This is a genomic window from Ovoidimarina sediminis (assembly GCF_032586175.1).
Classification (GTDB): Bacteria; Pseudomonadota; Alphaproteobacteria; order Rhodobacterales; family Rhodobacteraceae; genus Ovoidimarina; species Ovoidimarina sediminis.
Genome location: NZ_JAWHTE010000001.1, coordinates 497,208 through 522,006 on the forward strand (window position 1 = coordinate 497,208; position 24,799 = coordinate 522,006).

Here is a 24,799-nt window from a genome sequence, read left to right on the forward strand (position 1 = left end):
CGGCGGCCCCATAACGGGGTTCGACGGCGCGTGACGGGAGTGGAGTGGGCCAGAATGACGTCAGATCCCGAATTCACCATCGGGATCGAAGAGGAGTATCTCCTCGTCGATCGCGACAGCTTCAAACTCGCCGACGCCACCGAGGGTCTGATCGCGGAATGCCTCAACGAACTCGAAGGCCAGGTCAGCCCGGAATTCCTACGCTGCCAGATCGAGGTCGGAACCCGGGTTTGCCAGACAATCGGCGAAGCACGAGAAGATCTGAAGCGTCTGCGCGCCTGCGTCGCGCGCCATGCCCGCGCGCACGGGCTCGCCCCTATCGCGGTAAGCTGTCACCCCTTTGCGGATTGGAAGCAGCAACCCCACACCGACAAGGAACGCTACAACGATCTGCAACGCGATCTCGCCGGCGTCGCCCGCCGGATGCTGATCTGCGGCATGCACGTTCATGTGGGCATAGCCGATCAGGATCAGCGCATCGATCTGATGAACCAGTTCGCTTACTTCCTGCCCCACCTCTTGGCCCTCAGCTGCTCCTCACCGTACTGGCAGGGCGAAGACACCGGCCTCTCATCCTACCGCCTGACCATCTTCGACAACCTGCCGCGCACCGGACAGCCGCCCCGCATGTCGAGCTGGGCGGAATATGAACGTTCCGTCAACGTTCTGATTGATCTCGGTATCATCGAAGACACCTCGAAGATCTGGTGGGATCTCAGGCCCTCGTCACGCTTTCCCACGCTCGAATCCCGCATCTGCGATGTCACCCCGCGGCTCGAACACACGCTTACCCTCGCGGCCCTCACCCAGGCCTCCATGCGGCTTCTCTGGCGTCTTGCGAAGAAGAACCAGCGCTGGCGCATCTATGACAGTTTCCTTGTCGGCGAAAACCGCTGGCGCGCCCTGCGCTACGGCACGACCGAAGGCATGATCGATTTCGGCGAACGGCGCATCCTGCCCTTCCAGGAAATCGCAGATCAATGGCTTGAACTCATCGGTGAAGACGCGGGCATCCTCCGCTCCGTCGCCGAGGTTGAACGGGTGCAGGATATCCTGAAGGACGGCACCAGCACCCAACGCCAACGCCGTGTCTACGACGAGGCCGCGGCAAGCGGCCTCGATCATGAAGATGCCCTCAGAAAAGTCGTGGCGCATCTGATCGACGAATTCGAAGCCGACCTCTAAGGGTCGGCCCGCCCCGTCAGATCAGCCGCACCTGCGCACCGACCGGCGTGATCGAAAACAGTTCGGCGATCATCTCGTTGTAAAGCCCGATGCAACCCGACGACGACCGGCGTCCGATCTTCCGGGTGTCATGAGTACCGTGGATCAGGTAGGCGGGCCATCCAAGATACATCGCGTGCGTCCCAAGCGGATTGTCCGGCCCGGGCGGCATATAGGCCGGCAGATCCGGGTTACGCTCCCGCATCGAGACTGTGGGCGTCCAGTCCGGACCAACGCGCTTGCGCACGATGGACGTATAACCGCGCCGCGTCAGTTCATCCGTCATCGGCACCGAAGTGGGATAAAGACGGTAATCGCTTAGGTCCGCACTCCAATAGTGCAGCGCCCGCGACGACGTATCGGCAAGGATAGAAACGACCCCGCGTTTGCTGAAGTGATCCTCCCATCTCTGCGCCCGGAAACTCGACATGTTGCGCCGTGTCGGCGCGTTTCCGCGAAACCAGGGGTCAGAAACCTGCGCCCGCAGGACGCCCGGCGCCGCCAGAAAGGCGCCGCCCGCAAGAAGAAAGGTCCGTCTCTGTGTCATTCTCACTGCCTCAGGTTTGTTTTCCTCCTTAAAACAAAGGCTTTCTAGCCACGCAAGCGCTAGCCTGTCGCAGAAGCAGCGTCTCACGTGAATGTGTCCCGGCGGCGGCGGCTTGCCCCTGCTCCCGGCCCCCGCTATCCAAGGCGCAAACGGCCATCGGGAGGCACCGGCGCTTTGGATTTCGCCCTTTCTGACGAGCAGAAGGCCATCTTCGACATGGCCCGTGCCTTCGGCGCGGAAATGATCGCGCCGAATGCCCGCGCTTGGGATGCCGAGGGCACAATTCCGAAGGATCTCTGGCCCCGCATCGCCGAACTTGGCTTTGGCGGCCTCTATGTGTCCGAGGACGCAGGCGGAACTGGCCTCACAAGGCTTGATGCCACCCTTGTCTTCGAAGCGCTGTCGATGTCCTGCGCCTCGGTGGCGGCCTTCCTGTCGATCCACAACATGTGCGCGGCGATGATCGATCGCTTCGGGTCGGCGGAGTTGAAGGAAAGGCTCCTCCCCGACGCGGTCGCCATGCGGCGCGTCATCTCCTATTGCCTGACCGAACCGGGCTCGGGCTCCGACGCCGCAGCCCTAAAAACGCGGGCGGAACGCACCAACGAAGGCTGGCGGCTCACGGGCACCAAGGCCTTCATCTCCGGTGGCGGATATTCCGACGCATATATCGTCATGTCCCGCACGGGCGACGATGGCCCGCGCGGTATCTCCGCCTTTTATGTCGAAGACGGGGCGCCCGGCCTCAGCTTCGGCGCGCTCGAAGACAAGATGGGCTGGCGCAGCCAACCCACCCGCCAGGTCCAGCTCGATGGATGCACGGTACCCGCCGACAACCTCCTGGGTGAGGAAGGCAAGGGCTTTCGATACGCCATGGCCGGGCTAGACGGCGGGCGGCTCAACATTGCCGCCTGCTCTCTCGGCGCCGCGCAGGCCGCTCTCGACGCCACCCGCACCTACATGTCCGAACGCCGCGCCTTCGGTCAGACGATAGACCGGTTTCAGGCGCTCCAGTTCCGCCTCGCCGACATGGAGATTGAACTTCAGGCGGCCCGCACCTTCCTCCGCCATGCCGCCTGGGCCCATGATACCGGCCAGCCGGACGCGACCAAGCGCTGCGCCATGGCCAAGAAATTCGTCACCGAGGCCGGAAGCCGCGTGGCCGACCAGTGCCTCCAGCTACACGGCGGCTACGGCTACCTCGCCGATTACGGCATAGAAAAGATCGTCCGCGATCTCCGCGTGCACCAGATTCTCGAAGGCACGAACGAGATCATGCGGCTCATCGTGGCCAGGGATCTGGTGTCGTGAGCGATATAAATATCCGCATCGAAGGAAAGGCAGGGCGCATCACCCTGAACCGCCCCGCCGCGCTCAACGCACTCACCTGGGATATGTGCCTGAAAATCGAGGCAGCGCTCGACGACTGGCGGGACGACGACGCTGTCGCTCTCGTCATAATCGATGCGGTAGGGGAAAAAGCCTTCTGCGCCGGCGGCGACCTCGTGGAACTCTACCACGAAAGCCGGGCGGGTAATCTGAACTACGGCCGGAATTTCTGGGCGGACGAATACCGCCTGAACGCGAAAATATCAGAATATCCAAAGCCTTACATCGCGTTCATGCAAGGTTTCACCATGGGTGGCGGTGTCGGCGCCTCGTGCCACGGCTCGCATCGGATCGTGGGCGACACCTCCCGCATCGCGATGCCCGAATGCTCGATTGGTCTGATCCCCGATGTGGGCGGCACATTCCTTCTCGCCCGGGCGCCGGGCCATGTCGGCGAGTACCTCGCTGTCACCGGCTTCCGTATGCAGGCTGCGGATGCGATTTATGCAACATTCGCAGATACCTACATCCCGGAAGAGAAGTGGGGGAACGTCATGTCCACCCTTGCCGAAACAGGCAACGCGGCATGTCTTCCGGATTGTGCTGCTCCGCCTCCCGGGGGCCTCCTCGCCGAGCGTGAACCTTGGATCGCCCGTCACTTCCGGGGAGCGTCCCTGGGTGACGTGGTGCGCTCGCTCGAGGCGGACAACGATGACCTCGCCAAGGAGACGCTGAAGGCAATCGGCCGGCAAAGCCCCCTCTCCGCCGCCGCAGCATACGAGGCTGTGCGCCGCGTCCGCGGGTCCGCCTCGATCCACCGCGCCCTTGAAATGGAATACCGCTTCACCTGGCGCTCAATCGAGGACAGCGACTTCCTCGAAGGCATCCGCGCGCTGATCATCGACAAGGACAAAAGTCCGGCCTGGCATCACGACGGCCCAAAAGACGTCACCACGGCAGAAGTTGCCAGGATGCTCATGCCGCTGGGCAAACACGGTCTGTCGCTCGACGGGCCAGGCAACAGCTGACACAACCACACCCCGCACCACGCGGCGATACGGGAGGCAGAGACATGCAGATTGGCTTCATCGGGCTCGGCAACATGGGCGGCCCCATGGCCGCAAACCTTGCCGCGGCTGGGCATGAGGTTACCGGCTTCGATCCCGTCGCCCCCTATCCCGACGGCGTTACACCCGCCAAAAGCGGCAAGGACGCCGCGCGGGGCCGCGATGTCGTCATCACGATGCTGCCAGACGGGCCGATCCTCCGCGCAGTCGCCGCCGATATCATGGGCGTGATGACAAAGGGCGCGGTCCTCCTCGATTGCTCCACCGTGGATGTTGACAGCGCCCGGGCCGTCGCCGCAGATGCCGAGGCGATGGGCCTCCGCCCGCTCGACGCCCCTGTCTCCGGCGGCGTGGGCGGCGCAAGTGCGGGCACGCTCACGTTCATGGTCGGCGGCAGCGACGACGCTTTCAAAACGGCCGCCCCGCTTTTCGAAGTCATGGGCCAGAAGGCCGTCCACTGCGGCGCATACGGCGATGGTCAGGCCGCGAAGATCTGCAACAACATGATCCTTGGCGTCACCATGATCGCCACCTGCGAGGCTTTCGCACTGGCCGACAAGCTCGGGCTCGACCGCCAGGCCATGTTCGATGTCGTCTCCACATCCTCGGGCTACAGCTGGTCGATGAACGCCTACTGCCCCGCCCCTGGCATCGGTCCGCAAAGCCCTGCCGACAACGGTTACAGGCCCGGCTTCGCCGCCGAACTCATGCTGAAGGATCTGCGCCTGTCCCAACAGGCGGCCGAGGCCGTGGATGCCGACACGCCGACGGGCCAGCTCGCCCGCGACCTTTATGAACGCTTCGTCGAATCCGAGGACGGGCGCGGCAAGGATTTCTCCGCCCTGCTCCCCCGCTTCGAGGCCCGCTCGCGGGGCTGATCTGGCCAAGGCGCGGCCCTCGGCGCATACTCCACCCGATGGACCATGGGGTTGGAATCCAGGGCAGGTCGCGCAGGGGCCTGTTTCTCGCCGGCGCGCTCGTGCTCGCGGCGGTGGCCCTTCTGCCTCTCGCCGTTGCCCGCACCGAGGCTTTCTTCATCCAGCAAAGCGCCCAGCGGGCCGACGCCACTCTTCGTCTCGCGGCCGAGGGCCTCACGGGCGCGATTGATCGCTTCCGCCCCCTGCCCTCGCTGATCGCCGAGCGCCCACTTCTCGCCCGCGCGCTTCGCGAACCGAAGAACGAAGGCATCGTGCCCTACCTCAACGAACAGCTTCGCCAGACGGCGTTCAGCATCGGGGCTTCGGATGTCTACCTGATGGATATCGGCGGCACGGTAATCGCCGCCAGCAACTATCGGAAAACCAACACCTTCATCGGCCAGAACTTTGCCTACCGCCCCTATTTCACCGTCGCCCTCGACGGCGGCACCGGGCATTTCGCCGCCCTCGGCACCACATCGGGCGAACGCGGCTATTTCATCGCCGCCCCCGTGCTCGAAGACACGCGCATCACCGGGGTCATCGCGGTCAAGTTCACCGTGGAAGCCTTCGAAGAGGCCTGGCGCGCAGGCACCAGCGAAATCATCGTCTCCGATCTCAATACCGTCGTCTTCATGTCAAGTCGCGAAGATTGGCACTTCCGCTACCTCGCCCCGCTCACGCCCCAGGCCCGCGACTGGATCACCAGAACGCGCCAATACCCCACGGACCGTCTGACACCGTTGCCAGCCACCCGCACCACGGGCGAGGGCGGCCACGATATTCTGACGGTCGGGGATGAGGGCGAGGCAACGGAATACCTCGCGCAAAGCACCCGTGTGCCCGAAGCCGGCTGGACGGTGTCGATCCTCACCCCTACGGCGATCGCATGGCGCCAGACCCTCCTCTTTCTCGCCATCGGCGCAGGCCTCGTCCTCCTGGCCGGGCTCGTCACGGCCATCATCCTCCAGCGCCGCGCCCAGCTGCGCGAACGGCTGAATGCCCAGGCCGAGGCCCGCGCGCTCGCGGAAAGCGAGGTCGCGAAACGAACCGCCGAACTCAACACCGCAAACACCCAGCTCCGGCGCGAGGTCGAGGAACGGCGCAGCGCCGAAACCCGGCTCCGCAAGACGCAGGCCGATCTCGTGCAGGCGGGCAAACTCGCCGCCCTCGGCCAGATGTCTGCGGCCCTCAGCCACGAGATCAACCAGCCGCTCGCCGCCGTGAAATCCTACACCGACAACGCGATTTCCTTCCTCGATCGCGACCGCATCGACGAAGTGCGCACGAATCTCGGCCGCATCTCCGACATGGCAGACCGCATGTCCGCCATCTCCCGCCACCTTCGAAACTTTGCCCGCCGCCCACAGGAAAGGCTCGGGCCTGTGCCGCTCCTCTCCGTCGTGGACGACGCGGTGGCACTCATGTCGGGGCGTATCCGCAACGCGGGCGCCGAACTCCGCTTCGACCGGCCCGAAGCCGAGATCTTCGTGCGAGGTGGCGTTGTCCGCCTCCAGCAGGTCGTCGTCAACCTGATCTCCAACGCCCTCGATGCTATGGGCGAAATGCCCGCCCCGGTGGTCGAGATCACCGTCGAGGCAAGGCCCGATACCATCGCCCTCCTCGTCCGCGACAGCGGGCCAGGCATAGACGAAGACACTCTGGCCTCGATCTTCGACCCATTCTTCACCACAAAGGCCACAGGTGGCGGCCTGGGCCTTGGCCTCTCGATTTCCTACAACATCATCAAGGATTTCGGCGGTACGCTTTCGGCAGAAAATCGCGTCGGCGGCGGGGCTGAATTCTGCATCTCCCTCCTGCCCGCATCCTCCGCCAGCGAGGTCGCCGCACAATGATCCTCTTCGTCGACGATGAAGAACACCTTCGCCTGGCCGCCGAGCAGACGCTTACGCTGGCCGATCTTCCAGCGCGCATCTTTGCCGAACCGGAGGCGGCCCTGGGCGAGGTCGAGCGCCACCTCGACGCCGTCCTCGTCACCGACATCCGCATGCCGGGAATGGACGGCCTAACGCTCATGTCCCGGGTGCTCGAGATCGATCCCGAATTTCCCGTGATCCTCGTCACCGGCCATGGCGATGTCGATCTTGCGGTGCAGTCCATGCGCGACGGCGCCTACGATTTCCTCGAAAAACCATACGCCCCGGCTCGCCTCGTCGAAACCTGCCGCCGTGCCATCGACAAACGCCGCCTGACCCTTGAAAACCGCGCGCTCCGCCGCCAGGTGGGCGGGCGCGACGTGGTCGAGGCCCGGCTGATCGGGCGCAGTCCCCAGATGGTGGCCCTGCGCCAGTCGCTCCGTGCAGTGGCCGAAACCGAAGCCGATGTGCTGATCGTGGGCAGAACCGGGACGGGCAAGGAAATCGCGGCGCGCGCACTTCACCGCGCAAGCCCCCGCTCCGAACGGCCCTTCGTCGCCATCAATTGCGCCGCACTCCCCGAAGCGATGATCGAGACAGAGCTGTTCGGCCACGAAGCCGGCGCCTTTCCCGGTGCAAGCCGTGCCCGCTTCGGCCGGTTCGAACATGCCCGCGGCGGCACCGTGTTTCTCGACGAGATCGACAGCCTGCCGCTCCCCCTACAGGGCAAGCTCCTCCACGCGATCCAGGACCGCGCGATCACCCGGCTCGGCTCGAACGATCCGGTCCCCCTCGATATCCGCTTCATAGCCGCCTCGAAACGCGATCTGGTGGAGGCCTCCGAAGCCGGCGAGTTCCGAAGCGATCTCGCCTATCGCCTGAACGTCGTAACCCTTCGGATGCCCGCCCTTTCCGAGCGGCGCGAGGATATCCCCCGTCTCTTCATGCATCTCGTGAACGAGGCTGCCGCCCGATACAAGCGCCCCGCCCCGGAGGTTCCGGGAGCGGTCCTCGCAAGCCTCGCCGCACGCGACTGGCCGGGCAATGTCCGCGAACTGCGCAATGCGGCGGATCGCTATTCCCTGGGCCTCCCGCTCGAGTCGAAGGGTACCGAGGCGATCCCCGACACCGGCCTGGCGCAGACGCTCGCCGAACAGGTGGCCAACCATGAACGTGCGCTCATCGCCGCAGCAATCGAGGCCAATGGGGGAAGCCTCAAATCCACCTATGAATCCCTCGGCCTGTCGCGAAAGGCTCTTTATGAAAAGATGCGCAAATACGGCCTCACGCGCGACATGGCGGAGGATGCCGAATAGGGATGGGTCGGTTTCGACCCAGCCGTTAGCGCCCACTGTCCGGGTTCCGACCCAACGCGACGAAAAAGTGCTGACAATTAAGAAAAAGTTTCTATCTCCACCTTGTTCCCTGCGGTGATGGGCGCTCAATCAGGCCATCGCCGCGAAGGGACGTGGCACGTAACCGGGGGCATCCAACCGCACCCGGAAAGGAGGAGAAACATGATCCGTACAACCATTGGCGTGGCTCTGGCCGCGACCGTTTCCGTTGGCGCCGCGTTTGCGGGCAGCCATGTCGACAAAACCGGCTGGCCCGAAAGCTTCACCGTCGGCACCGCCTCCCAGGGCGGCACCTACTTCGCTTACGGCTCCGGCTGGGCGAACCTCGTGGCCGAGGAACTCGGCATCTCCGGCGGTGGCGAAGTCACCGGCGGCCCGATGCAGAATATGGCACTCGTCCACACCGGCGACGCGGCCTTCGGCATGACGACCATGGGCCCGGCGGCGGAATCGCTTGCGGGCACAAACCCGATCGCACCGGGCCTTCAGATGTCGAATGCCTGCGCGATGTTCCCGATGTACCAGACACCGTTCTCGGTCACCGCTCTGGCCTCTTCGGGCATCACTTCGATCGCCGAGATCCCGGACGGCGCGAAGATCGGCTTCGGCCCCGCCGGCTCCACGTCCGACACCTACTTCCCGCGCATGATGGAGACGCTGGGCGTCAACTTCGAGCGTCGGAATGGTGGCTGGACGGACCTTGGCGGTCAACTTCAGGACGGGCTTCTGGACGTCATCGCCTTCGCGGCCGGCGTGCCGGTCCCTGCCGTGTCGCAGCTCGAGGTGCAGACCGACGTCAACATCATCGAATTCACCGAGGAAGAGCAGGCCAAGATCCTCGAAAGCTTCCCAGTCAGCGAGTTCAACATCGCGGCGAGCACCTACACCACGCTCGAAGCCGATGCGCGCTCGGTCTCGATGTGGAACTTTGCGATCGCCAACTGCGATCTGCCCGAAAGCTTCGTCGAAGCGGTGGTGGATGTCGTGATGTCGGATAACGAGCGCATGGTGGGCATCCACAAGGCCGCCCGCTCCACGCTTCCCGAAAACTGGGACAAAAACAAAGTGCTGATGTGGCACCCCGGCGCCGCCAAGTGGTTCAAAGAGAACGCGGGCGCCGACATTCCTGATGACATGATCCACGGAATGTAAGCTATCCTGACGGAACGGGGCCGCTCCCTGCGGGCGGCCCTGTATCCGCAAGGGGGCAAGAAATGTTTGCGAAATCAGCGCTTTCCTTTGAGGCAATCCCTCTGCCTGAACGCGCGGACATGTCCGACGACGCGTCCCTGGCCGAGGCTCTCGCCTTCCGCGACCGCATGAAAACCCGCCATTCGGTGCGCGATTTCGCCGACCGGCCGGTTGATGCGGCCGTGATCGAGGCTGCGATCGCGACCGCAGGCACCGCGCCCTCCGGCGCAAATCACCAGCCCTGGCACTTCGTCGCGATCTCGAACCCGGGCGTGAAGCACAAGATCCGCCTCGCAGCGGAAGAGGAAGAGCGCGCCTTCTACGCCGGCGGCGGCGGAGACGAATGGATCAAGGCGCTCGAACCTCTCGGCACAGGCGTCGAGAAACCGCATCTCGATATCGCCCCCTGGCTGATCGTGATCTTCGCCCAGCGCTGGGGCGAATTTGACGACGGCACGCGCTACAAGAACTACTACGTGCCCGAAAGCGTGGGCATCGCAACCGGCTTCCTGATCGCCGCGCTGCACCACGCCGGGCTCGTGACGCTTACCCACACGCCCAACCCGATGAAATTCCTGAACGGGCTTCTGAACCGCCCGGCCTCCGAAAAACCGGTGATGATCCTGGCCACGGGTCACGCCGCCGCGGACGCCACGGTGCCGAGGGCCGCCAAAATCAAGAAACCGCTGAACGAGATCCTGACCGTCGTCGACTGACGCCGGGCCATGAGGAGGGGACACGACAATGGCCGACACATCTGCCGAAAGCGACGAGCGCGTAATTGCCGAAGGCGTCGACGACGAACCGGTCGAATCCAACCGCCGGCTCTTTACGGGCCTGGCCTACACCTTCATCGCGGCGGTCTCGACGATCTACGCGGCCTTCCACATGGCGGCGCTGAATGGCCTGTCGATATCGGAATGGACCGGCCTCGAAATCCCCTTCCTTCCCCAGTTTCCCATGGAAACGTGGAATTTCCGCATCGTGCACGTTGCGGGTGCCCTTGGCCTCGGCTTCCTCCTGTTCGCGGGCCGGAGCTTCGCCAGCAACGACCAGTCGGAAACCCGCACGCTCGACGTGATTTCCTGGGCGCTCCTCCTGCCCGCACTCTACAGCCTCTGGACGGCGATCGGTTTCGCGGCCCAGATCGCCGGCGGCACGATGTGGAACGGCATCGACGCGGGCATCAAGGCCGCCGAGACATGGCACTTCGGTGCGCCACTTTGGGCCGCCACGGCGGGCGCGATCGTCCTCAGTTGGTTCAACGCCCGCACCCGGGGGGCCTTCACCGCCCCCGACATCGTCCTCGCAGTCTGCGGGGTTGCCGTCGCCACCTACCTGATCACGATCTACGGCACGATGATGCGGAACTCGACCGGCACACCCTTCGCACCAATTGGCATCTCCATGGCTGCCGTTGCAGGCGCCGCGCTGATCATGGAACTCACCCGCCGCGTCGCGGGCCTCGCACTGGTGATCATCGCAGGAATATTCCTCGTTTACGTCTTCACCGGCCAGTATCTGCCGGGCTTCCTCAACACCCCTCAAATCGGCTGGCAGCGCTTCTTCAGCCAGGTCTACACCGATGCAGGCATTCTCGGGCCCACAACTGCGGTGTCCTCTACCTACATCATCCTGTTCATCATCTTCGCGGCCTTCCTGCAGGCCTCGAAGGTAGGTGATTACTTCGTAAACTTCGCCTTCGCCGCCGCCGGGCGCGCGCGTGGCGGGCCCGCGAAGGTCGCGATCTTCGCCTCCGGCCTCATGGGTATGATCAACGGCACCTCGGCCGGCAATGTCGTCGCGACCGGTTCACTAACCATCCCGCTGATGAAGAAGGTCGGCTACCAGAAGAAAACCGCGGGCGCGGTCGAAGCCGCCGCCTCCACCGGTGGCCAGATCATGCCGCCGATCATGGGCGCGGGCGCCTTCATCATGGCCGAGATCACGGGCATTCCCTACACCGATATCGCCATCGCCGCGATCATCCCGGCGGTGCTCTACTTCGTGTCGATCTACTTCATGGTCGATTTCGAAGCGGCCAAGCTCGGCATGCGCGGCATGCGCGAAGACGAATTGCCGAAGCTGAACGAGATGATGCGCCGCATCTTCCTCTTCATCCCGATCATCATCCTGATCGCGGCGCTCTTCATGGGCTATTCGGTGATCCGAGCGGGCACGCTCGCCACCGTAGCCGCGGCCGTGGTCAGCTGGCTCACCCCCTACCGCATGGGGCCACGCTCGATCGTAAAGGCGTTCGAACTCGCGGGCGTCATGTCGATCCAGATCATCGCGGTCTGCGCCTGCGCCGGCATCATCGTCGGCGTGATCTCCCTGACGGGCGTCGGTGCCCGCTTCTCGAACCTGCTTCTGGGGCTCGCCGAAGCCTCGCAGCTTCTGGCCCTCTTCTTCGCCATGTGCATCGCGATCCTGCTGGGGATGGGCATGCCCACCACGGCGGCCTACGCGGTTGCCGCATCCGTGGTCGCACCGGGGCTGGTCGAGCTCGGGATCCCGCAACTCACGGCGCATTTCTTCGTCTTCTACTTCGCCGTCGTCTCGGCGATCACGCCACCCGTGGCTCTGGCAAGCTACGCGGCGGCCGGCATATCCGGCGCCAACCCGATGGAAACCTCCGTGGCCTCGTTCAAGATCGGCATGGCGGCGTTCATCGTGCCGTTCATGTTCTTCTACAACGGCAACCTCCTGATGCAGGGTACCGAACTGGTCGAGGTAGCGGGCGAACTCGTCCATCAATCGCCGCACTGGTACAACATCGTTCGTGCGGGCGTGACGGCGATCCTTGGCGTCTTCCTCCTGTCATCCGGCATTCAGGGCTGGTTCATGGGCGGTCGTTCAGCATGGTTCATCCGCTTGGGCCTGATCATCGCGGCACTCTTCATGATCGAAGGCGGCGGCATCACCGATTTGATCGGCGTGGGTCTGGCTGCCGCCCTGTTCTTCGTCCAGAAGGTTTTCCGCCCCGCGCCCGATGCGCAGATCGCGGTCCGGGGCGCCGACTAGGTGCATCGCCTCTCCCGGTCGCCCACCGATCCGGGCTTCGTCCAGAACCCCTACCCGTTCTATGACGAGGCCCGGGCGGCGGGTGATCTGTTCTTCTGGGAAGAATACGGAATGCCCATGGCCGTCAGCCACCGGGCCGTCTCCGCCATTCTGAAGGATCGCCGCCTCGGGCGCGAACCGATCACCCCGCCCGAGGTACCGCCGCACCTCGTGCCGTTCTACCGCATCGAGGACAACTCGATGCTCGAGCTTGAGCCGCCCCGCCATACCCGGCTTCGCGCCCTCGTCCTCCGCGCCTTCACATCGCGCCGGATTGCGAGGCTCGCGCCCGAGATTGAAGAACTTGCAACCACCCTCGCAAAGGCTATTCATCAGGAATCTGCCGATCTCCTCCCCGCCTTCGCCGAAAAACTCCCCGTTATCGTGATCGCCCGCCTCCTCGGCGTGCCCGAAGCCATGGCCGATCAGCTCCTCGCCTGGTCGCACGCCATGGTAGGCATGTATCAGGCCCGCCGCACACATGAGATGGAACTGGCCGCCGCCGGCGCCGCGCAAGCCTTCTCCGATTTCCTGAGGGGCTACATCGACGAACGCCGCGCCCGCCCCGCCGACGATCTCATCACCCATATGATCGCGGCCGAGGAAGACGGCGAACGCCTCTCGACCGACGAGTTGATCACCACCTGCATCCTGCTTCTGAATGCGGGCCACGAAGCTACCGTCCACACGATCGGAAACGGGGTGAAGGCGATCCTCGAAAACGACGCCCAATCGGCCACGCGGCCAAGCGCCATCGACGCGACGGTCGAGGAGGTCCTCCGATACGACCCGCCCCTACACCTCTTTACGCGCCATGTCTACGAGGACATCGAACTCTTCGGACATTCCTTCCGGCGCGGCGACCAGCTGGGCTGTCTCCTCGGCGCAGCGGGCCGCGATCCGGCACTTGCCCCCGACCCGAGCCGCTTCGATCCAACCCGCAAACCCGTCCCCCACCTGGCTTTCGGTGCCGGGCTCCATTTCTGCGTCGGTGCTCCACTAGCCCGCCTCGAACTCCAGATCGGCCTCCGTACCCTCTTCGAACGGTGCCCCGGCCTCGCGCTCGCGGAACCGCCCGAATATGCCGATCTTTATCATTTCCACGGGCTCTCCCGCCTGATCGTCACACGCGGTCCGGTCCTTTCTGCTTGAACGCCCATCCCTTGGCCCGCTACAAGCTCCTCCTGATGTAAACACCAGCCGGAATACACCCATGTCCCCGCTCAAACTCCAGAAAGGCGCGTCCAGCCATTCGGCATACGACCTGCGCGATCCCCATGCCGAGATGATGGAGCGTCATACCCTGGCCGTGGTGGTGGACAACGAGGCTGGCGTTCTCGCCCGCGTCATCGGGCTTTTCTCGGGGCGCGGCTACAACATCGAAAGCCTGACGGTGGCCGAGGTCGACCACGAGGGGCACACCTCGCGCATCACCATCGTCACCACCGGAACGCCCAGCGTGATCGAACAGATCAAGGCCCAGCTTGGCCGCATCGTCCCTGTTCACGACGTTCACGACCTCACGGTCGAAGGCCCCTCGGTCGAACGGGAGCTTGCCCTCTTCAAAGTGGCCGGCGACGGCGAAAAACGCATCGAAGCGCTGCGTCTTGCCGAAATCTTCCGCGCCAACGTGGTCGACTCGACCCTTGGCAGCTTCGTCTTCGAGATCACGGGCACGCCCGAAAAGGTCGACGCCTTCGCCGATCTCATGCGCCCCATCGGCCTGGTCGAAATGGCCCGGACAGGCGTCGCCGCCCTTGCCCGCGGCGCGGAATGATCAGGTCCTGAAGATCCCACCCCGCATCACGACCGTCCACCCTGAGGGGGTCGTCGGATCCTGCATCCGGATGAAGGAGTAACCGGTCTTGTTCCACGGCTTGATCCGCGAAGTCAGGTTGTCGAGGACATAGTCACCCCGATCCGTCCGCAGAACCAGCACCGCATGCGCCCGCTGTCGGCGGTCGAGAACCGTGGCGATCAGAAGCCGGTCAGGCGCGATCCCCGCGCGCTGCAGCTCGCGCTTCTTCAGAAGTGCGAAATCCTCGCAATCCCCGCCACGGCGGGTGGGAAGCGCCCAGTATTCGCGCTGCTTGTACTGCTGCTGATCCGAAATCTCGCGCACTTGCCGGTTTACGGCCCGGTTGACCCTGTAGGCCAGTTCCAGCTGCGCTTCCGCGCCATGCACCGATGCCTTGCTCGACCGGTCACAGGCCCAGGCATAGCGCTCGCACACCCCGCGGAACCCCGCCGGTGCCGAGATTGCCTTGGTCGACACCACGAGATCGGCCGCATAAGCCGGCCGCGCCGCGCTCACCATCATCCCAAGCGCCAGCGTCAGCAGCACCAGAAGCGTCGGCAGAACGCGCGACCCGCACTTTTCGATCGGACGAACCGTGTTTCCCTTGGGATTGAACCCGCGGCATCTCTTCCCGGACAGTGAGTAGGATCCCATAACATCCCCTGACAGCAGACCAGGCCCCCGCCCGGCGAACGCCAATTAAATCGACAATCCGGGCAAGAGTTTGGCGGGAACGAGGTCGTCTTTGGGGCACTGGAAGTGCCCGCCGCCCCTGCAAAAACAGCATACCGGGGGGCGGCGGGCGGGGGCATCAGCCGTCGGTCGGGGGCAGCGTACCGGCGGCCTCCGCGGCAGCGAACTCTTCGGCATCAAGCGTGCCGTCGGCATTCGTGTCGATGGTCGTGAACGTCTCTTCCGAAACGGTCGGCACCGCCGCGATCATCTCTTCGAAGCTCACAAGCCCATCGCCATCGGTATCAAGTGCGCTCATATCCGCGATCGCCGCCGTACCCGTCAGGGCGAAACCGCCTGCCAGAAGCGCGCCAAGAATGCGTGGTGTCATCGTAGGTATCCTCACCTTTCTTACGTTGCATTGAGGGCCGCCATCCGTGCGGCGCACCCTATGAACGAAGACGCAGGCTCGGCCCCACGCATTCCCCGGGGTGCCTGCGCCTGCGGCCAATCGCCGATCCGGGCCCACCGGGTCAGCGATGCTTTGCCGTCGGCACATTTCCGCAAACCCGCAACCAAGACAGAAGCCTCGCCCGGCCTTATCTATCGGCTCCGGCATGGGGGCGCTGTCCCCGTGCGCCTGGCCCCGGGGGCGCGGCTACGATGCAAGGCGACGACAGAGCTGACCTTTTGATGCGGCTGCGCCCGAAACTCCTCAGGCGCGCCCGCCGCTACACGCGAGATCCGGCAACCGCTGAAGACATGGTGCAGGAAGCACTGCTCAGGGTCTGGCTCAGAATGTCGGAAGACCCGCCAATCACCAATCTCGAGGCCTATCTCGTCACCGCGCTCCGCAGAATCGCCATGCGTCCCCCGCCGGCCTTCGACGCACTGCCCGAAACGCTCGTCCCGGGCGTTCCCGACACCGGCACCGACCGTGTCGCCGCGCGCGAGGTCGGGGAAGCGCTCGACGCGCTGCCCGCAGAACAATCTGTCCTGCTGCTCGGCGTCGCGGTGGGGGGCGAAAGCTACGCCACCCTCGCCCGCGCCCACAACATCCCGATCGGTACCGTGATGAGCCGCGTCTCCCGCGGCCGCGCCGCCTTGCGCGAAATGCTCGATCTCCCGAAGGACAGGCCGGTCAGCGCGCTCCTCGGTCGACGCTAGCGGCCCTCGAACCGCGCCGGGCGCTTCTCGGTAAAGGCGATGACGCCCTCCTGGAAATCACGCGTCTTGCCCGAGGCTCCCTGAAGTTCGGCCTCAAGCTTCAGCTGCGCGTCCAGCGTGTTTGCGAAACTCGCCCTCAGCGCATCCTTGATCCCGCGATAGGCCACCGTCGGCCCCTTCGCCAGATGCGCCGCCCGCGCCCTCCAATGGTCTTCGAATTCCGCGTCCGCCACCGCTTCCCAGATCATGCCCCAGTCCGAGGCCTCCCGCGCCGAAACCGGCTCGGCGAAAAGCGCGGCGCCCATAGCCTTCGCAAAACCCATCTGCCGGGGCAGCCAGTAGGTGCCGCCCGCATCGGGAATAAGCCCGATCCGGGCAAAGGCCTGCAGGAACACCGCGCTCTCCGTCGCGATCACCACATCCGCTGCCAGCGCAAGGTTCGCCCCCGCCCCAGCCGCGGGCCCGTTCACCGCCGAAATCGTCGGGATCGGACAGTCGAAGATCGCCCGCAACATCGGCTCGTACTCGTCCCTAAGAACTCTTTCCAGGTCGATCGTCGCCGCCGTCGCCCGGTCGCCCAGATCCTGACCCGAACAGAAGGCCCGGCCCTCCCCGGTCATCACCAGCACCCGCGCGGCCTCGCCGGCGGCCTTCACCGCATGCAGAATCTCGGCCCGCATCTGCGTGTTCAGCGCGTTCATCACATCGGGGCGGTTCAGCGTCAGAACGGCGATGTCGTCGGCAACGGTCAGCCGGATCGTCTGATAATCCATCGGGGGCCCTCGCAACTGGCTTCGGGCTCCGTGATAAGTGAACTGATCTGTTTAGAAAAGGGGCATCGCACCCCGTGACGCCGCGTCGAAACACCGCTCAGGTCGGCTTGTCGCCCATCAGCTCCGCAAGCCGCTTTTCTTCTTCGGCGCTCAGCGCGGTCGGCGCCTCGGGCGCCGACCGCCGCCGCAGGTAAGACACGGCGATCCCCGCTCCGAGGATCAGAAGCCCGGGACCCGCAAGCCAAAGAACAAGGTTCGCCCCTTCCGCCTTGGGCCGCATCAGAACGAACTCGCCATAGCGCGCCACGAAGAAATCCAGCACCTCGTCATCCGAACGTCCTTCGACGATCAGCTCGCGCACCAGCTTCCGCGCATCCGCCGACCATTGCGCATTCGACGAGGCAATGCTCTCCGACTGGCACTGCACGCAACGCAGTGCATGATCCAGCGCCTGCGCCCGCGCCTCGAGCGCGGGGTCGCTCAGCATCTCCTGCGGCTCGACGGCGAGCACGGGGGTCGCGAGAAGCCAGAATATCAGGAACAACCGTTTCATTCTGCCGGCACCGCCGCGGCGCGCGCCTTCCTCGCGCCCGCGGCCACGCGGAAGCGCCGGTCGGTCAGGCTCAGGATCCCGCCGATCGCCATAATGATCGCCCCGGCCCAGATCCAGTTCGCGAAGGGTTTGATGAAAGTCCGCACGGCCCAGCCGCCGCCATCCTGCGGATCGCCGATCACCACGTAGACGTCGCGCGTCACACCGTTGTCTATCGCGGCCTCCGTCGTCGGCATCCCCGCCACCGGATACACCCGTTTCTCCGGGGTCAGGACCCCTAGGCTGCGGCCGTTATCGATCACCTCGATCCGCGCCATCGTGGACAGGTAGTTGGGGCCTTCCACCTGGTCGACGCTCCGCAGCGTCACCTCGTAATTCCCAACAGTCCAGCTTTCGCCCTCCTGTGCCACGCGGATATCCTCGATCGTCCAGGCCGTCAGCGCGGCCACCCCGAATGTCGTGATGCCGAACCCAGCATGGGCGACCGCCTTGCCCCAGTCGGCCCGCGGCAGCCGCAGGATGCGCCTCACGCGCGAAGCTGCATCCCCGCGTCCTCCGCGGGTCCAAAGCTCAGCCAAAGCCCCGAAAACCAGCCACGCCCCCAACGTGGCGCCCACGGGTGCCAGGATCGACCGGCCGGTCTGCATCGTCCACACGAAGGCGCCAAGCGCGATCGCCAGCGCGGCCACCCCCCAAAGCGGCGCCATCGCCCGGCCAAGCCGCCCACGCTTCCAGGGGAGGATCGCGCCCACGGGCAGGATCACGGCAAGCGCCACCATGAACGGCGTGAACGCCGCATCGAAGAAGGGCGGGCCGACCGACATCTTGGTATCGAAAAAGATTTCCGCAATCAGCGGCCAGACCGTTCCTACGAATACCACGAATGCACTCACCGCAAGAAGGACGTTGTTCATAACCAGCGCCCCCTCACGGCTCACCGGCTGGAACACGCCGCGTGCCGTCATCACGCCGGACCGCGCGGCAAAGAGCGTCAGCGCTCCCCCCATGAAGATCCCCGTGATCACCAGAAGCCAGACCCCCCGGTCCGGGTCGTTGGCAAAGGCGTGCACGCTGGTCAGCACGCCCGACCGCACGATGAACGCCCCGATCAGTGAAAACCCGAAGGCCAGGATCGCCAGAAGGATCGTCCAGCTTTTCAACGCCTCGCGCTTCTCCACGACGATAGCCGAATGCAAAAGCGCCGCCGCGATCAGCCACGGCATGAACGAGGCATTCTCGACCGGATCCCAGAACCAGAACCCACCCCAGCCAAGCTCGTAATAGGCCCACCACGATCCCAGCGCGATGCCGACCGTCAGGTTCAGCCATGCCAGAAGCGTCCAGGGCCTGACCCACCGCCCCCAGGCCGCATCGACACGGCCCTCGATCAGGGCTGCCACGGCGAAGGAGAAGGAAATCGAAAGCCCGACATAGCCGATGTAAAGAAACGGCGGATGGAAGGCGAGGCCCGGGTCCTGCAACAGAGGGTTCAGATCCTGCCCGTCGAAGGGCGGCGTCTCGAGTCTGAGAAAGGGGTTCGAGGTGAAAATCAGGAAGGCCAGGAACGCCACGCCCACCGCCCCCTGCACCGCAATCACCCGGGCGCGCAGCCGAGGCGGCAGGTTGCCGCCGAACCATGCGGCCATCGCCCCGAACAGCGCCAGGATCGCGCACCACAGAAGCATGGAGCCCTCGTGGTTCCCCCAGACCCCCGTCACCTTGTACAGCATGGGCTTCAGCGTATGGGAATTCAGTGTCACCAGCCTCAGCGAGAAATCCGAGGTCACGAAGGCATAAGTCAGTGCCCCGAAGGCATAGGCGAGAAGCAGGAACTGCGTCGTCGCGGCAGGTTCCGCCATCGCCATCCATCCGCGCCAGCCTTTATGGGCACCGACAAGTGGCACGACCGATTGAACGATCGCGATCAGGAAGGCGAGAAGAAGGGCGAAGTGGCCAAACTCTACTATCATGGGGCGAAAATAGCCTGACCGGACGGGCGCGCCAAGCGGGTGCGCCCGTCGGTCGCGCATGTTTGAACCGGTCCCTCAGATCGCCGCCGAAATCGCCACCGTCAACGTCAGGATCACCGGCAGCAGAAGCAGCATTGCGCGCCGCCCCAACGACCGGCCCACCACCTGGAAATGCAGGACGGCCCCCACGAAATAGGCCGCAACGAAGGCGAAAAGCGCAAGGCTCTCCGCCATCGCGTCCGGCCGGTCGAGAAGCCGGTAGGTCCACCACCAGCCGAGAACCCCCGCCGTACCCGACCAGCTGAACCCCATGCCAAGTGCGAGCGGCGTCGCCCGGGCCCGCCACAGCCAGAAGAATGTGCCGGAGATCGACAACGCCATCGCGGCCACCAGCCCATAGGCAATCGCGATCGCACGTTCGTATCCGAAGGCAAACCGGATCGCCACGAAGGCCGATCCGCTCGCCACGAGAAGAAACAGGGCACCTCTCATCGCTTCAAAACCTCTCTGACCGCGGCGTCCAGCCTGTCGGCCGCCGCCTCGTGGCGCGCGACGGTGTCGCAAAACCGTCCGCCGATAACCCAGCGCCAGATCAGGCGCAGGAGATGATGGAAAAGGCGCATCGTGCCCGCCTCACTTGCCCGGAAGCCGTTCGCGTATGATCGTGGACATCTCGATCAGGATCTTGGTGCTGCGGTCCACGATCTCGCGGGTCGCCCGGTCTTTCTCGAGATCCCGGTACAGCAGGTAGAACACCAGAAGCACCCAGGGGCCGTCATCGGCAAGCATGCGGAAGATGGCATCGCTCACCCCCCGCCCCTCCGCCATTCGGCCAGTGCCGCGTTCTCGGCGTCTTCGGCACCATCCGCGTGCCGCACCCGTGCGATCACCTCCGGCGCGCGTGTGAAGGTTGCGGCCAGAGCCCTTTGAAACTCCTGTGATTTCTGCTGATGCCGCGCCCCGAAATAGAACGAGACGATCACGCCCAGAAGCCACCACAGGGGTTCCGGCACCAGTGACACGCCCTGCATCCGGGCTGCAAACTAGGCCGGGTTGTACATCGCCGAAACGAACAGGCCAAGCGTGCCCAGCGCCAGCGCCGGTCGCGGCAGCCGGTTGATCCCGTCCATCATCCGGTCGAACCACCCCTGCCGGGGCAGAAGAAATTCCGCCGCGAACTGGTCGAGCGCGGCACCGTGCCGGTCGGCCTCGCGCACCGCCCGCGCCTCGGCATTCTCGCGAAAGACCTCGGCGGTCTCCCGCACCACGTTGCCGCCCCCGAAGACCAGCATGAGTACCCGCTCTATCAGCCCCATGTTCGTGTCCTGGCCCGATGCTCCGCGTCGCTTAGGTGGAACCGCGGCGCGATGAAGGTCTCGGCCCTCGTGATCCACCCGCCCTTCCCACCATCCCTGCGTCGCGCGAACTTTCGCAAGGCCGGTCTCCGGTCGCCCAAACGGTAGTAGAAGCTTCGCCGCTCGATCCCGTATGCATCGGCGATATGGTCCGGAGCCGCGTCATGGGCGCGCCGTGCGGCACCCACCGTCTGCGGGCCGAGGATGCCGTCCACCCGCACAGGCTCGCCCATATCGCCCAAAAGCCGCTGCAGGATCCGGATCGCCTGCGAACCGGCATTCACCTGCATGTCGAACACGGTGGGCTGAAGTGCGGTGGGAAGCCGCCCGATCCCAGGAGCCTCGAAATATTGCGTGATCAGCACGGCGCGTGCCCGCTCCCGGCTCAGCCGCTTCACGTCTTCGGCGTCGGCATCCCCGTCCCCATCCAGATCGATCCCGAGCCGGCGCATCGTGTGAACCGTCACGCCATATTTCGTGGCACCCCCGGGGTCGTCAGGGTCGTTCACGTAGCCGCCTTCGCGGGCAATGATCTCGTCTGCGATATCGGTGATGCTGCGCAGTGGTCCGCTCCCGCTCGGTGGTGAAACCGTGCGAACCCTGCACCTGAATGGTTAAGGCGGGCGTACCTAACCGTTCGGGTCCTGATAGACCCCCTGCTCCTTCAGCGCGTCGATCACTTCGGCGGGCATATATGTCTCGTCGTGCCGGGCGAGAATTTCGTCGGCCTCGAACACCCCGTTCACAAGGCGCCCGGTTCCAACCATCCCTTCCCCCTCACCGAAGAGATCGGGCAGGATGCCGGTGTAGCGTACCGGAACCGAGGCCCCGCCATCGGTCACGCTGAACGAAATCGTCTCGCCCTGGCCGCGCACCAGCGTACCGTCCTCCACAAGCCCGCCGATCCGGAACACCTCGTTGGGTGGTGGCGGTGCCTCGGCCACCTCCGAGGGCGAGCGGAAGAACTGAAAGGCATCCTGCGAGGCATAGATCATCGCGCCCACACCGGCGGCCAGCGCCAGCACCGCGATCGCGATCACCTGAATCCTGCGTTTCTTCTTGAGGCTTCTCATGGGAACACCGGGGCCAGCGCAAGGCCGGCCGTCTCCTCTTCTCCAAGCATCAGGTTCGCATTCTGAATGGCCTGGCCCGACGAGCCCTTCGTCAGGTTGTCAAGCGTGGCCACCACCGTCGCCCGTCCCGGCCGGCGGTCGCCGACCACGCCGATATGACAGTAATTCGATCCGCGAACATCCTTCATCGAAGGGATCTTACCAAAAGGCAGAACGTGAATGAACGTCTCTTCGCAATAACCGTCGGACAGCGTTTCATAAACCGCCGCCGCATCCCCCTTCACATAAGCTGTCACCACGATCCCGCGCGAGGCCGGGATCAGATGCGGTGTCAGCTGGATCTCGACGGGGCGCCCGGCGATCAGGCTCAACTCCTGGTCGAACTCGCCCAGGTGCCGGTGCGTGCCGCCCGCCGAATAGACCATGATGTTCTCGTAAAGCTCTGCGAACAGCAGATGCTCCTTCGCCGACCGTCCCGCACCGCTGGTCGCAGCCTTCAGATCGACGACTATATCGTCGAGGTCGATCACCCCCGCCGCCACGAGGGGGCGCAGGGCAAATTGCCCGGTCGCGGCATTGCACCCGGTGCAGGCAACAAGCCGCGCGGTCTCGATCTCGTCGCGGTAGAACTCGGTCAGCCCGTAAACAGCCTCGCCCTGCAACTCCGGCGCGGCATGGGGTTTGCCATACCATTTCTCATAGGCCGCCGGGTCCCGCAGCCTGAAATCCGCCGACAGGTCCACGATCTTCAAGTCACGCGGCAGGCCCGCGATCACCTCCTGGCTCGTGGCATGGGGCAAGGCGCAGAAAGCCAGGTCGATGCGGCGGAAATCGATCTCTTCGATCCGCTTCAGCACCGGCAATTCCAGGTGACGCAGATGGGGATAGACCTCCGCCATCTCCATCCCGGCCTTCCGGTCCGCGGCCAGCGCCGCGATCTCCATTCTCGGATGCGTGGCGATCAGGCGCACAAGTTCCGCGCCGGTATATCCGCTCGCCCCGAGCACTGCGATTCTGTGGGTCATGGGTCCCGCCTTCAGTTGCCCCGCGATTTAGGAAAGTTCGGTCCCGCGCGCAATCTAGGCGGCCTCAAACGCGATCCTACGTCGCAGAAACTGCGTGGCCTTGTCCGACACACGCTTCGGGTCCCCGGTGGTCAGAAACAGGCTCTCGGTCCCCGGGCCGATCATCTCGGGCCGCCGGTCGAGGTAATCGGCTAGGCTCTCGGCCACCAGGTGCGCCTGGCTGAACACCTTCACATCGTCGCCCAGCGCGTCCTGAAACACGCGCTCCATCAGCGGGTAATGGGTACAGCCCAGCACGGCGGCATCGGGCCTCGGCATTTTCCGCTTCAACGCATCCACATGCGACCGGACGAGCGCTTCGGCAAGGATCTCGTCCCCTTCCTCGATCGCATCGACAACGCCGCCGCAGGATTGCGCCTCCACATCCACCCCGATCGCCCGGAACGCCAGCTCCCGCTGAAACGCCCGGCTCGACACGGTGGCGGGCGTCGCAAACAGCGCCACGTGCTTCACCGCCACTTCGCGGGGCGGAGAATTGTCGCCCCACTGCCGTTCCGTCAGCGCCTCGATCAGGGGCACGAACACGCCAAGCACACGCTTCTCGGGCGGCACCCAGCTCTCCTGCATCCGCCGCAGCGCGGCGGCCGAAGCGGTATTGCAGGCCAGGATCACAAGGTCGCAGCCCGCCCCCCAAAGCCGCTCAACAGCAGCGGTGGTCAGCTGATAGACGTCATCGGCATCCCGCACCCCGTAAGGCGCATGGGCATTGTCCCCGAAATAGACGAAGGGCACCTCCGGCAAACGCTTGGTCACGGCATCCAGCACGGTCAGTCCGCCCAGACCGGAGTCGAAAATCCCGACAGCCATAAGCCCTATCCCTTGTAGCGCGCCTCGAACTCAAACCCGTAGCCGGTCGATCTCAGCGGTGTCGGAGACAGGGCATAGGTCCGCTGGCGCAGAAAGTCCATCATCGCCCGCGTATCCGCGCGGTGCCGGTCCAGATCCTCGCGCGAAATCGGCTCCCCGATCACCACCTGGACGGGCTCGTCCACCCGGCGCTTGAATTCCTTGATCAGAAGCGCCAGCCGCAGGGTCGAATGCATGTGGCTGGCCACCTGGAACAACCGCGAGTTGGCGCCGAGGAAATACATCGGCACCACGGCCGCGTCGCTCTTCGCGATCATTCGCGCGGTAAAAGCCCGCCAGCCGGGGTCAAGCGGCTGGCCGAACGGGCGCTCCGCGGTCGACACCGTGCCGCCCGGAAACACCCCGATCGCGCCGCCTTCCGCGAGGTACTGAAGCGCAAGCCGTCGCGTCTGCAGGTTGCTGGCCACCGCTTCCTTCGTCTCGTCGAAGGAAATCGGCAGGATGATCCGGTCAAGCTCCCGCGCTTTGCGGAACACCCGGTTCGCCAGAATGCGGAAATCGCCCCGCACGGTCGACAGGATATGGCCCATCGTCAGACCGTCGAGGATGCCGTAGGGATGGTTCGCCACAAGGATCAGCGGCCCGGTCCGCGGGATGTTGTCGAGGCTCCCGCCCACGATGTCGAGCGACAGGCCATAGCGTTCGACCATCACCTCCCAGAAGTCCCGCCCCCGCGCGACCTCGTGCTCATACCCGTTGGCCCGCTTGATCAGTCGGATCCGGCCGGTGACATTTTCCAGAACCCGGATGACAGCACGCCCGCCCCGTGTCTGGGCAGAGCTTGCATAGCTGATTTCCCGTGCGACCTGCCGCTGAGCGCTCATGCCCGGCTGCCTCTCGATACCTTTCTATTGCCTCTAGGGCACCTTTCGATTTTTCGCCACAGATTATGTCGGCCATGCGACACTGCGCTCGG

The 24,799-nt window shown here is 64.8% G+C and carries 26 protein-coding genes and 1 pseudogene; 12 read left to right on the top strand and 15 right to left on the bottom strand.

Translation table 11 applies throughout. From position 1 onward, the window contains the following. Positions 1–54 precede the first annotated feature (54 nt). The gene (locus tag RXV90_RS02450) at positions 55–1,185 is read left to right on the top strand and encodes a carboxylate-amine ligase (protein WP_316646652.1); all 1,131 of its coding nucleotides are present in this window, start codon (positions 55–57) and stop codon (positions 1,183–1,185) included. Positions 1,186–1,201: 16 nt separating this feature from the next. On the opposite strand, the gene RXV90_RS02455 is transcribed toward RXV90_RS02450, so the two are convergent. Then, positions 1,202–1,771 carry a L,D-transpeptidase gene (locus tag RXV90_RS02455; protein WP_316646653.1) on the bottom strand — a complete coding sequence of 190 codons (570 nt, stop codon included), beginning with the start codon at positions 1,769–1,771 and terminating at the stop codon, positions 1,202–1,204. A gap of 174 nt (positions 1,772–1,945) precedes the next feature. On the opposite strand from RXV90_RS02455, the gene RXV90_RS02460 reads away from it, so the two are divergent. From RXV90_RS02460 to ilvN, 10 genes are all read left to right on the top strand, one after another. Then, complete coding sequence (locus RXV90_RS02460; protein WP_316646654.1) at positions 1,946–3,082, top strand: acyl-CoA dehydrogenase family protein; 1,137 nt, start codon at positions 1,946–1,948, stop codon at positions 3,080–3,082. Next, a complete protein-coding gene (locus tag RXV90_RS02465; protein WP_316646655.1) occupies positions 3,079–4,128 on the top strand; it encodes an enoyl-CoA hydratase/isomerase family protein in 1,050 nt (349 codons plus the stop codon). Before RXV90_RS02460 ends, RXV90_RS02465 begins: the two co-directional genes overlap by 4 nt. 44 nt (positions 4,129–4,172) lie before the next feature. After that, positions 4,173–5,045, top strand: coding sequence for a 3-hydroxyisobutyrate dehydrogenase (gene mmsB / locus RXV90_RS02470; RefSeq protein ID WP_316646656.1), 873 nt, complete (start codon positions 4,173–4,175; stop codon positions 5,043–5,045). A gap of 38 nt (positions 5,046–5,083) precedes the next feature. Further along, complete coding sequence (locus RXV90_RS02475) at positions 5,084–6,940, top strand: sensor histidine kinase (protein WP_316646657.1); 1,857 nt, start codon at positions 5,084–5,086, stop codon at positions 6,938–6,940. Next, positions 6,937–8,277, top strand: a complete 1,341-nt coding sequence (locus RXV90_RS02480; RefSeq protein WP_316646658.1) for a sigma-54-dependent transcriptional regulator — start codon at positions 6,937–6,939, stop codon at positions 8,275–8,277. The genes RXV90_RS02475 and RXV90_RS02480 overlap by 4 nt, the downstream gene beginning before the upstream one ends. A gap of 201 nt (positions 8,278–8,478) precedes the next feature. Next, entirely contained in the window at positions 8,479–9,468 is a 990-nt protein-coding gene (locus tag RXV90_RS02485; RefSeq protein WP_316646659.1) for a TAXI family TRAP transporter solute-binding subunit, read from the top strand. Between the two features lie 62 nt (positions 9,469–9,530). Continuing rightward, positions 9,531–10,223 carry a nitroreductase family protein gene (locus RXV90_RS02490; protein WP_316646660.1) on the top strand — a complete coding sequence of 231 codons (693 nt, stop codon included), beginning with the start codon at positions 9,531–9,533 and terminating at the stop codon, positions 10,221–10,223. Positions 10,224–10,251: 28 nt separating this feature from the next. Then, a complete protein-coding gene (locus RXV90_RS02495; protein WP_316646661.1) occupies positions 10,252–12,531 on the top strand; it encodes a TRAP transporter permease in 2,280 nt (759 codons plus the stop codon). After that, positions 12,532–13,722: a cytochrome P450 gene (locus tag RXV90_RS02500; protein ID WP_316646662.1), complete on the top strand. Its 1,191-nt coding sequence runs from the start codon at positions 12,532–12,534 to the stop codon at positions 13,720–13,722. A gap of 61 nt (positions 13,723–13,783) precedes the next feature. Next, positions 13,784–14,347, top strand: a complete 564-nt coding sequence (gene ilvN / locus RXV90_RS02505; protein WP_316646663.1) for an acetolactate synthase small subunit — start codon at positions 13,784–13,786, stop codon at positions 14,345–14,347. On the opposite strand, the gene RXV90_RS02510 is transcribed toward ilvN, so the two are convergent. Continuing rightward, positions 14,348–15,022 carry a transglutaminase-like cysteine peptidase gene (locus tag RXV90_RS02510; protein ID WP_316646664.1) on the bottom strand — a complete coding sequence of 225 codons (675 nt, stop codon included), beginning with the start codon at positions 15,020–15,022 and terminating at the stop codon, positions 14,348–14,350. A 157-nt stretch (positions 15,023–15,179) separates the two neighbouring features. After that, positions 15,180–15,431 carry an EF-hand domain-containing protein gene (locus RXV90_RS02515; protein WP_316646665.1) on the bottom strand — a complete coding sequence of 84 codons (252 nt, stop codon included), beginning with the start codon at positions 15,429–15,431 and terminating at the stop codon, positions 15,180–15,182. Between the two features lie 272 nt (positions 15,432–15,703). Between RXV90_RS02515 and RXV90_RS02520 the strand changes: the two genes are divergently transcribed. Continuing rightward, positions 15,704–16,207 (top strand): RNA polymerase sigma factor, encoded by a 504-nt coding sequence (locus RXV90_RS02520; protein WP_316646666.1) that lies wholly within the window; start codon positions 15,704–15,706, stop codon positions 16,205–16,207. Here the strand turns inward: RXV90_RS02520 and RXV90_RS02525 are convergent. The 12 genes and pseudogenes from RXV90_RS02525 to RXV90_RS02580 form a co-directional block, all read right to left on the bottom strand. Beyond that, the gene (locus tag RXV90_RS02525; protein ID WP_316646667.1) at positions 16,204–16,980 is read right to left on the bottom strand and encodes an enoyl-CoA hydratase-related protein; all 777 of its coding nucleotides are present in this window, start codon (positions 16,978–16,980) and stop codon (positions 16,204–16,206) included. The two genes, RXV90_RS02520 and RXV90_RS02525, sit on opposite strands and share 4 nt — an antisense overlap. A 97-nt stretch (positions 16,981–17,077) precedes the next feature. Beyond that, entirely contained in the window at positions 17,078–17,533 is a 456-nt protein-coding gene (locus RXV90_RS02530) for a cytochrome c-type biogenesis protein (protein WP_316646668.1), read from the bottom strand. Beyond that, positions 17,530–19,503, bottom strand: a complete 1,974-nt coding sequence (locus tag RXV90_RS02535) for a heme lyase CcmF/NrfE family subunit (protein ID WP_316646669.1) — start codon at positions 19,501–19,503, stop codon at positions 17,530–17,532. The genes RXV90_RS02530 and RXV90_RS02535 overlap by 4 nt, the downstream gene beginning before the upstream one ends. 75 nt (positions 19,504–19,578) lie before the next feature. Beyond that, complete coding sequence (locus RXV90_RS02540; RefSeq protein ID WP_316646671.1) at positions 19,579–19,995, bottom strand: hypothetical protein; 417 nt, start codon at positions 19,993–19,995, stop codon at positions 19,579–19,581. Continuing rightward, positions 19,992–20,126, bottom strand: coding sequence for a hypothetical protein (locus RXV90_RS02545; RefSeq protein WP_316646673.1), 135 nt, complete (start codon positions 20,124–20,126; stop codon positions 19,992–19,994). The genes RXV90_RS02540 and RXV90_RS02545 overlap by 4 nt, the downstream gene beginning before the upstream one ends. A 10-nt stretch (positions 20,127–20,136) precedes the next feature. Continuing rightward, positions 20,137–20,313 (bottom strand): hypothetical protein, encoded by a 177-nt coding sequence (locus RXV90_RS02550; RefSeq protein ID WP_316646674.1) that lies wholly within the window; start codon positions 20,311–20,313, stop codon positions 20,137–20,139. Beyond that, a pseudogene (locus tag RXV90_RS02555) lies at positions 20,310–20,819 on the bottom strand (holin family protein). Before RXV90_RS02555 ends, RXV90_RS02550 begins: the two are co-directional and overlap by 4 nt. Beyond that, the gene (locus tag RXV90_RS02560) at positions 20,810–21,421 is read right to left on the bottom strand and encodes a holin-associated N-acetylmuramidase (RefSeq protein WP_316646778.1); all 612 of its coding nucleotides are present in this window, start codon (positions 21,419–21,421) and stop codon (positions 20,810–20,812) included. Before RXV90_RS02560 ends, RXV90_RS02555 begins: the two are co-directional and overlap by 10 nt. A 66-nt stretch (positions 21,422–21,487) precedes the next feature. Further along, a complete protein-coding gene (gene ccmE, locus RXV90_RS02565) occupies positions 21,488–21,931 on the bottom strand; it encodes a cytochrome c maturation protein CcmE (RefSeq protein WP_316646675.1) in 444 nt (147 codons plus the stop codon). Beyond that, entirely contained in the window at positions 21,928–22,956 is a 1,029-nt protein-coding gene (gene argC, locus RXV90_RS02570; protein WP_316646676.1) for an N-acetyl-gamma-glutamyl-phosphate reductase, read from the bottom strand. Before argC ends, ccmE begins: the two co-directional genes overlap by 4 nt. Before the next feature lie 54 nt (positions 22,957–23,010). Beyond that, positions 23,011–23,823, bottom strand: coding sequence for a glutamate racemase (locus RXV90_RS02575; protein WP_316646677.1), 813 nt, complete (start codon positions 23,821–23,823; stop codon positions 23,011–23,013). A gap of 5 nt (positions 23,824–23,828) precedes the next feature. Then, the gene (locus tag RXV90_RS02580; RefSeq protein WP_316646678.1) at positions 23,829–24,707 is read right to left on the bottom strand and encodes a lysophospholipid acyltransferase family protein; all 879 of its coding nucleotides are present in this window, start codon (positions 24,705–24,707) and stop codon (positions 23,829–23,831) included. Positions 24,708–24,799 lie beyond the last annotated feature (92 nt).

Coding starts and splice junctions, on each gene's coding strand:
- RXV90_RS02450 (WP_316646652.1), top strand. CDS start 55: ATGACGTCAGATCCCGAATTCACCATCGGGATCGAAGAGGAGTATCTC.
- RXV90_RS02455 (WP_316646653.1), bottom strand. CDS start 1,771: ATGACACAGAGACGGACCTTTCTTCTTGCGGGCGGCGCCTTTCTGGCG.
- mmsB (WP_316646656.1), top strand. CDS start 4,173: ATGCAGATTGGCTTCATCGGGCTCGGCAACATGGGCGGCCCCATGGCC.
- RXV90_RS02475 (WP_316646657.1), top strand. CDS start 5,084: ATGGACCATGGGGTTGGAATCCAGGGCAGGTCGCGCAGGGGCCTGTTT.
- RXV90_RS02480 (WP_316646658.1), top strand. CDS start 6,937: ATGATCCTCTTCGTCGACGATGAAGAACACCTTCGCCTGGCCGCCGAG.
- RXV90_RS02485 (WP_316646659.1), top strand. CDS start 8,479: ATGATCCGTACAACCATTGGCGTGGCTCTGGCCGCGACCGTTTCCGTT.
- RXV90_RS02490 (WP_316646660.1), top strand. CDS start 9,531: ATGTTTGCGAAATCAGCGCTTTCCTTTGAGGCAATCCCTCTGCCTGAA.
- RXV90_RS02495 (WP_316646661.1), top strand. CDS start 10,252: ATGGCCGACACATCTGCCGAAAGCGACGAGCGCGTAATTGCCGAAGGC.
- ilvN (WP_316646663.1), top strand. CDS start 13,784: ATGTCCCCGCTCAAACTCCAGAAAGGCGCGTCCAGCCATTCGGCATAC.
- RXV90_RS02510 (WP_316646664.1), bottom strand. CDS start 15,022: ATGGGATCCTACTCACTGTCCGGGAAGAGATGCCGCGGGTTCAATCCC.
- RXV90_RS02515 (WP_316646665.1), bottom strand. CDS start 15,431: ATGACACCACGCATTCTTGGCGCGCTTCTGGCAGGCGGTTTCGCCCTG.
- RXV90_RS02520 (WP_316646666.1), top strand. CDS start 15,704: ATGCAAGGCGACGACAGAGCTGACCTTTTGATGCGGCTGCGCCCGAAA.
- RXV90_RS02525 (WP_316646667.1), bottom strand. CDS start 16,980: ATGGATTATCAGACGATCCGGCTGACCGTTGCCGACGACATCGCCGTT.
- RXV90_RS02530 (WP_316646668.1), bottom strand. CDS start 17,533: ATGAAACGGTTGTTCCTGATATTCTGGCTTCTCGCGACCCCCGTGCTC.
- RXV90_RS02535 (WP_316646669.1), bottom strand. CDS start 19,503: ATGATAGTAGAGTTTGGCCACTTCGCCCTTCTTCTCGCCTTCCTGATC.
- RXV90_RS02540 (WP_316646671.1), bottom strand. CDS start 19,995: ATGAGAGGTGCCCTGTTTCTTCTCGTGGCGAGCGGATCGGCCTTCGTG.
- RXV90_RS02545 (WP_316646673.1), bottom strand. CDS start 20,126: ATGCGCCTTTTCCATCATCTCCTGCGCCTGATCTGGCGCTGGGTTATC.
- ccmE (WP_316646675.1), bottom strand. CDS start 21,931: ATGAGAAGCCTCAAGAAGAAACGCAGGATTCAGGTGATCGCGATCGCG.
- argC (WP_316646676.1), bottom strand. CDS start 22,956: ATGACCCACAGAATCGCAGTGCTCGGGGCGAGCGGATATACCGGCGCG.
- RXV90_RS02575 (WP_316646677.1), bottom strand. CDS start 23,823: ATGGCTGTCGGGATTTTCGACTCCGGTCTGGGCGGACTGACCGTGCTG.
- RXV90_RS02580 (WP_316646678.1), bottom strand. CDS start 24,707: ATGAGCGCTCAGCGGCAGGTCGCACGGGAAATCAGCTATGCAAGCTCT.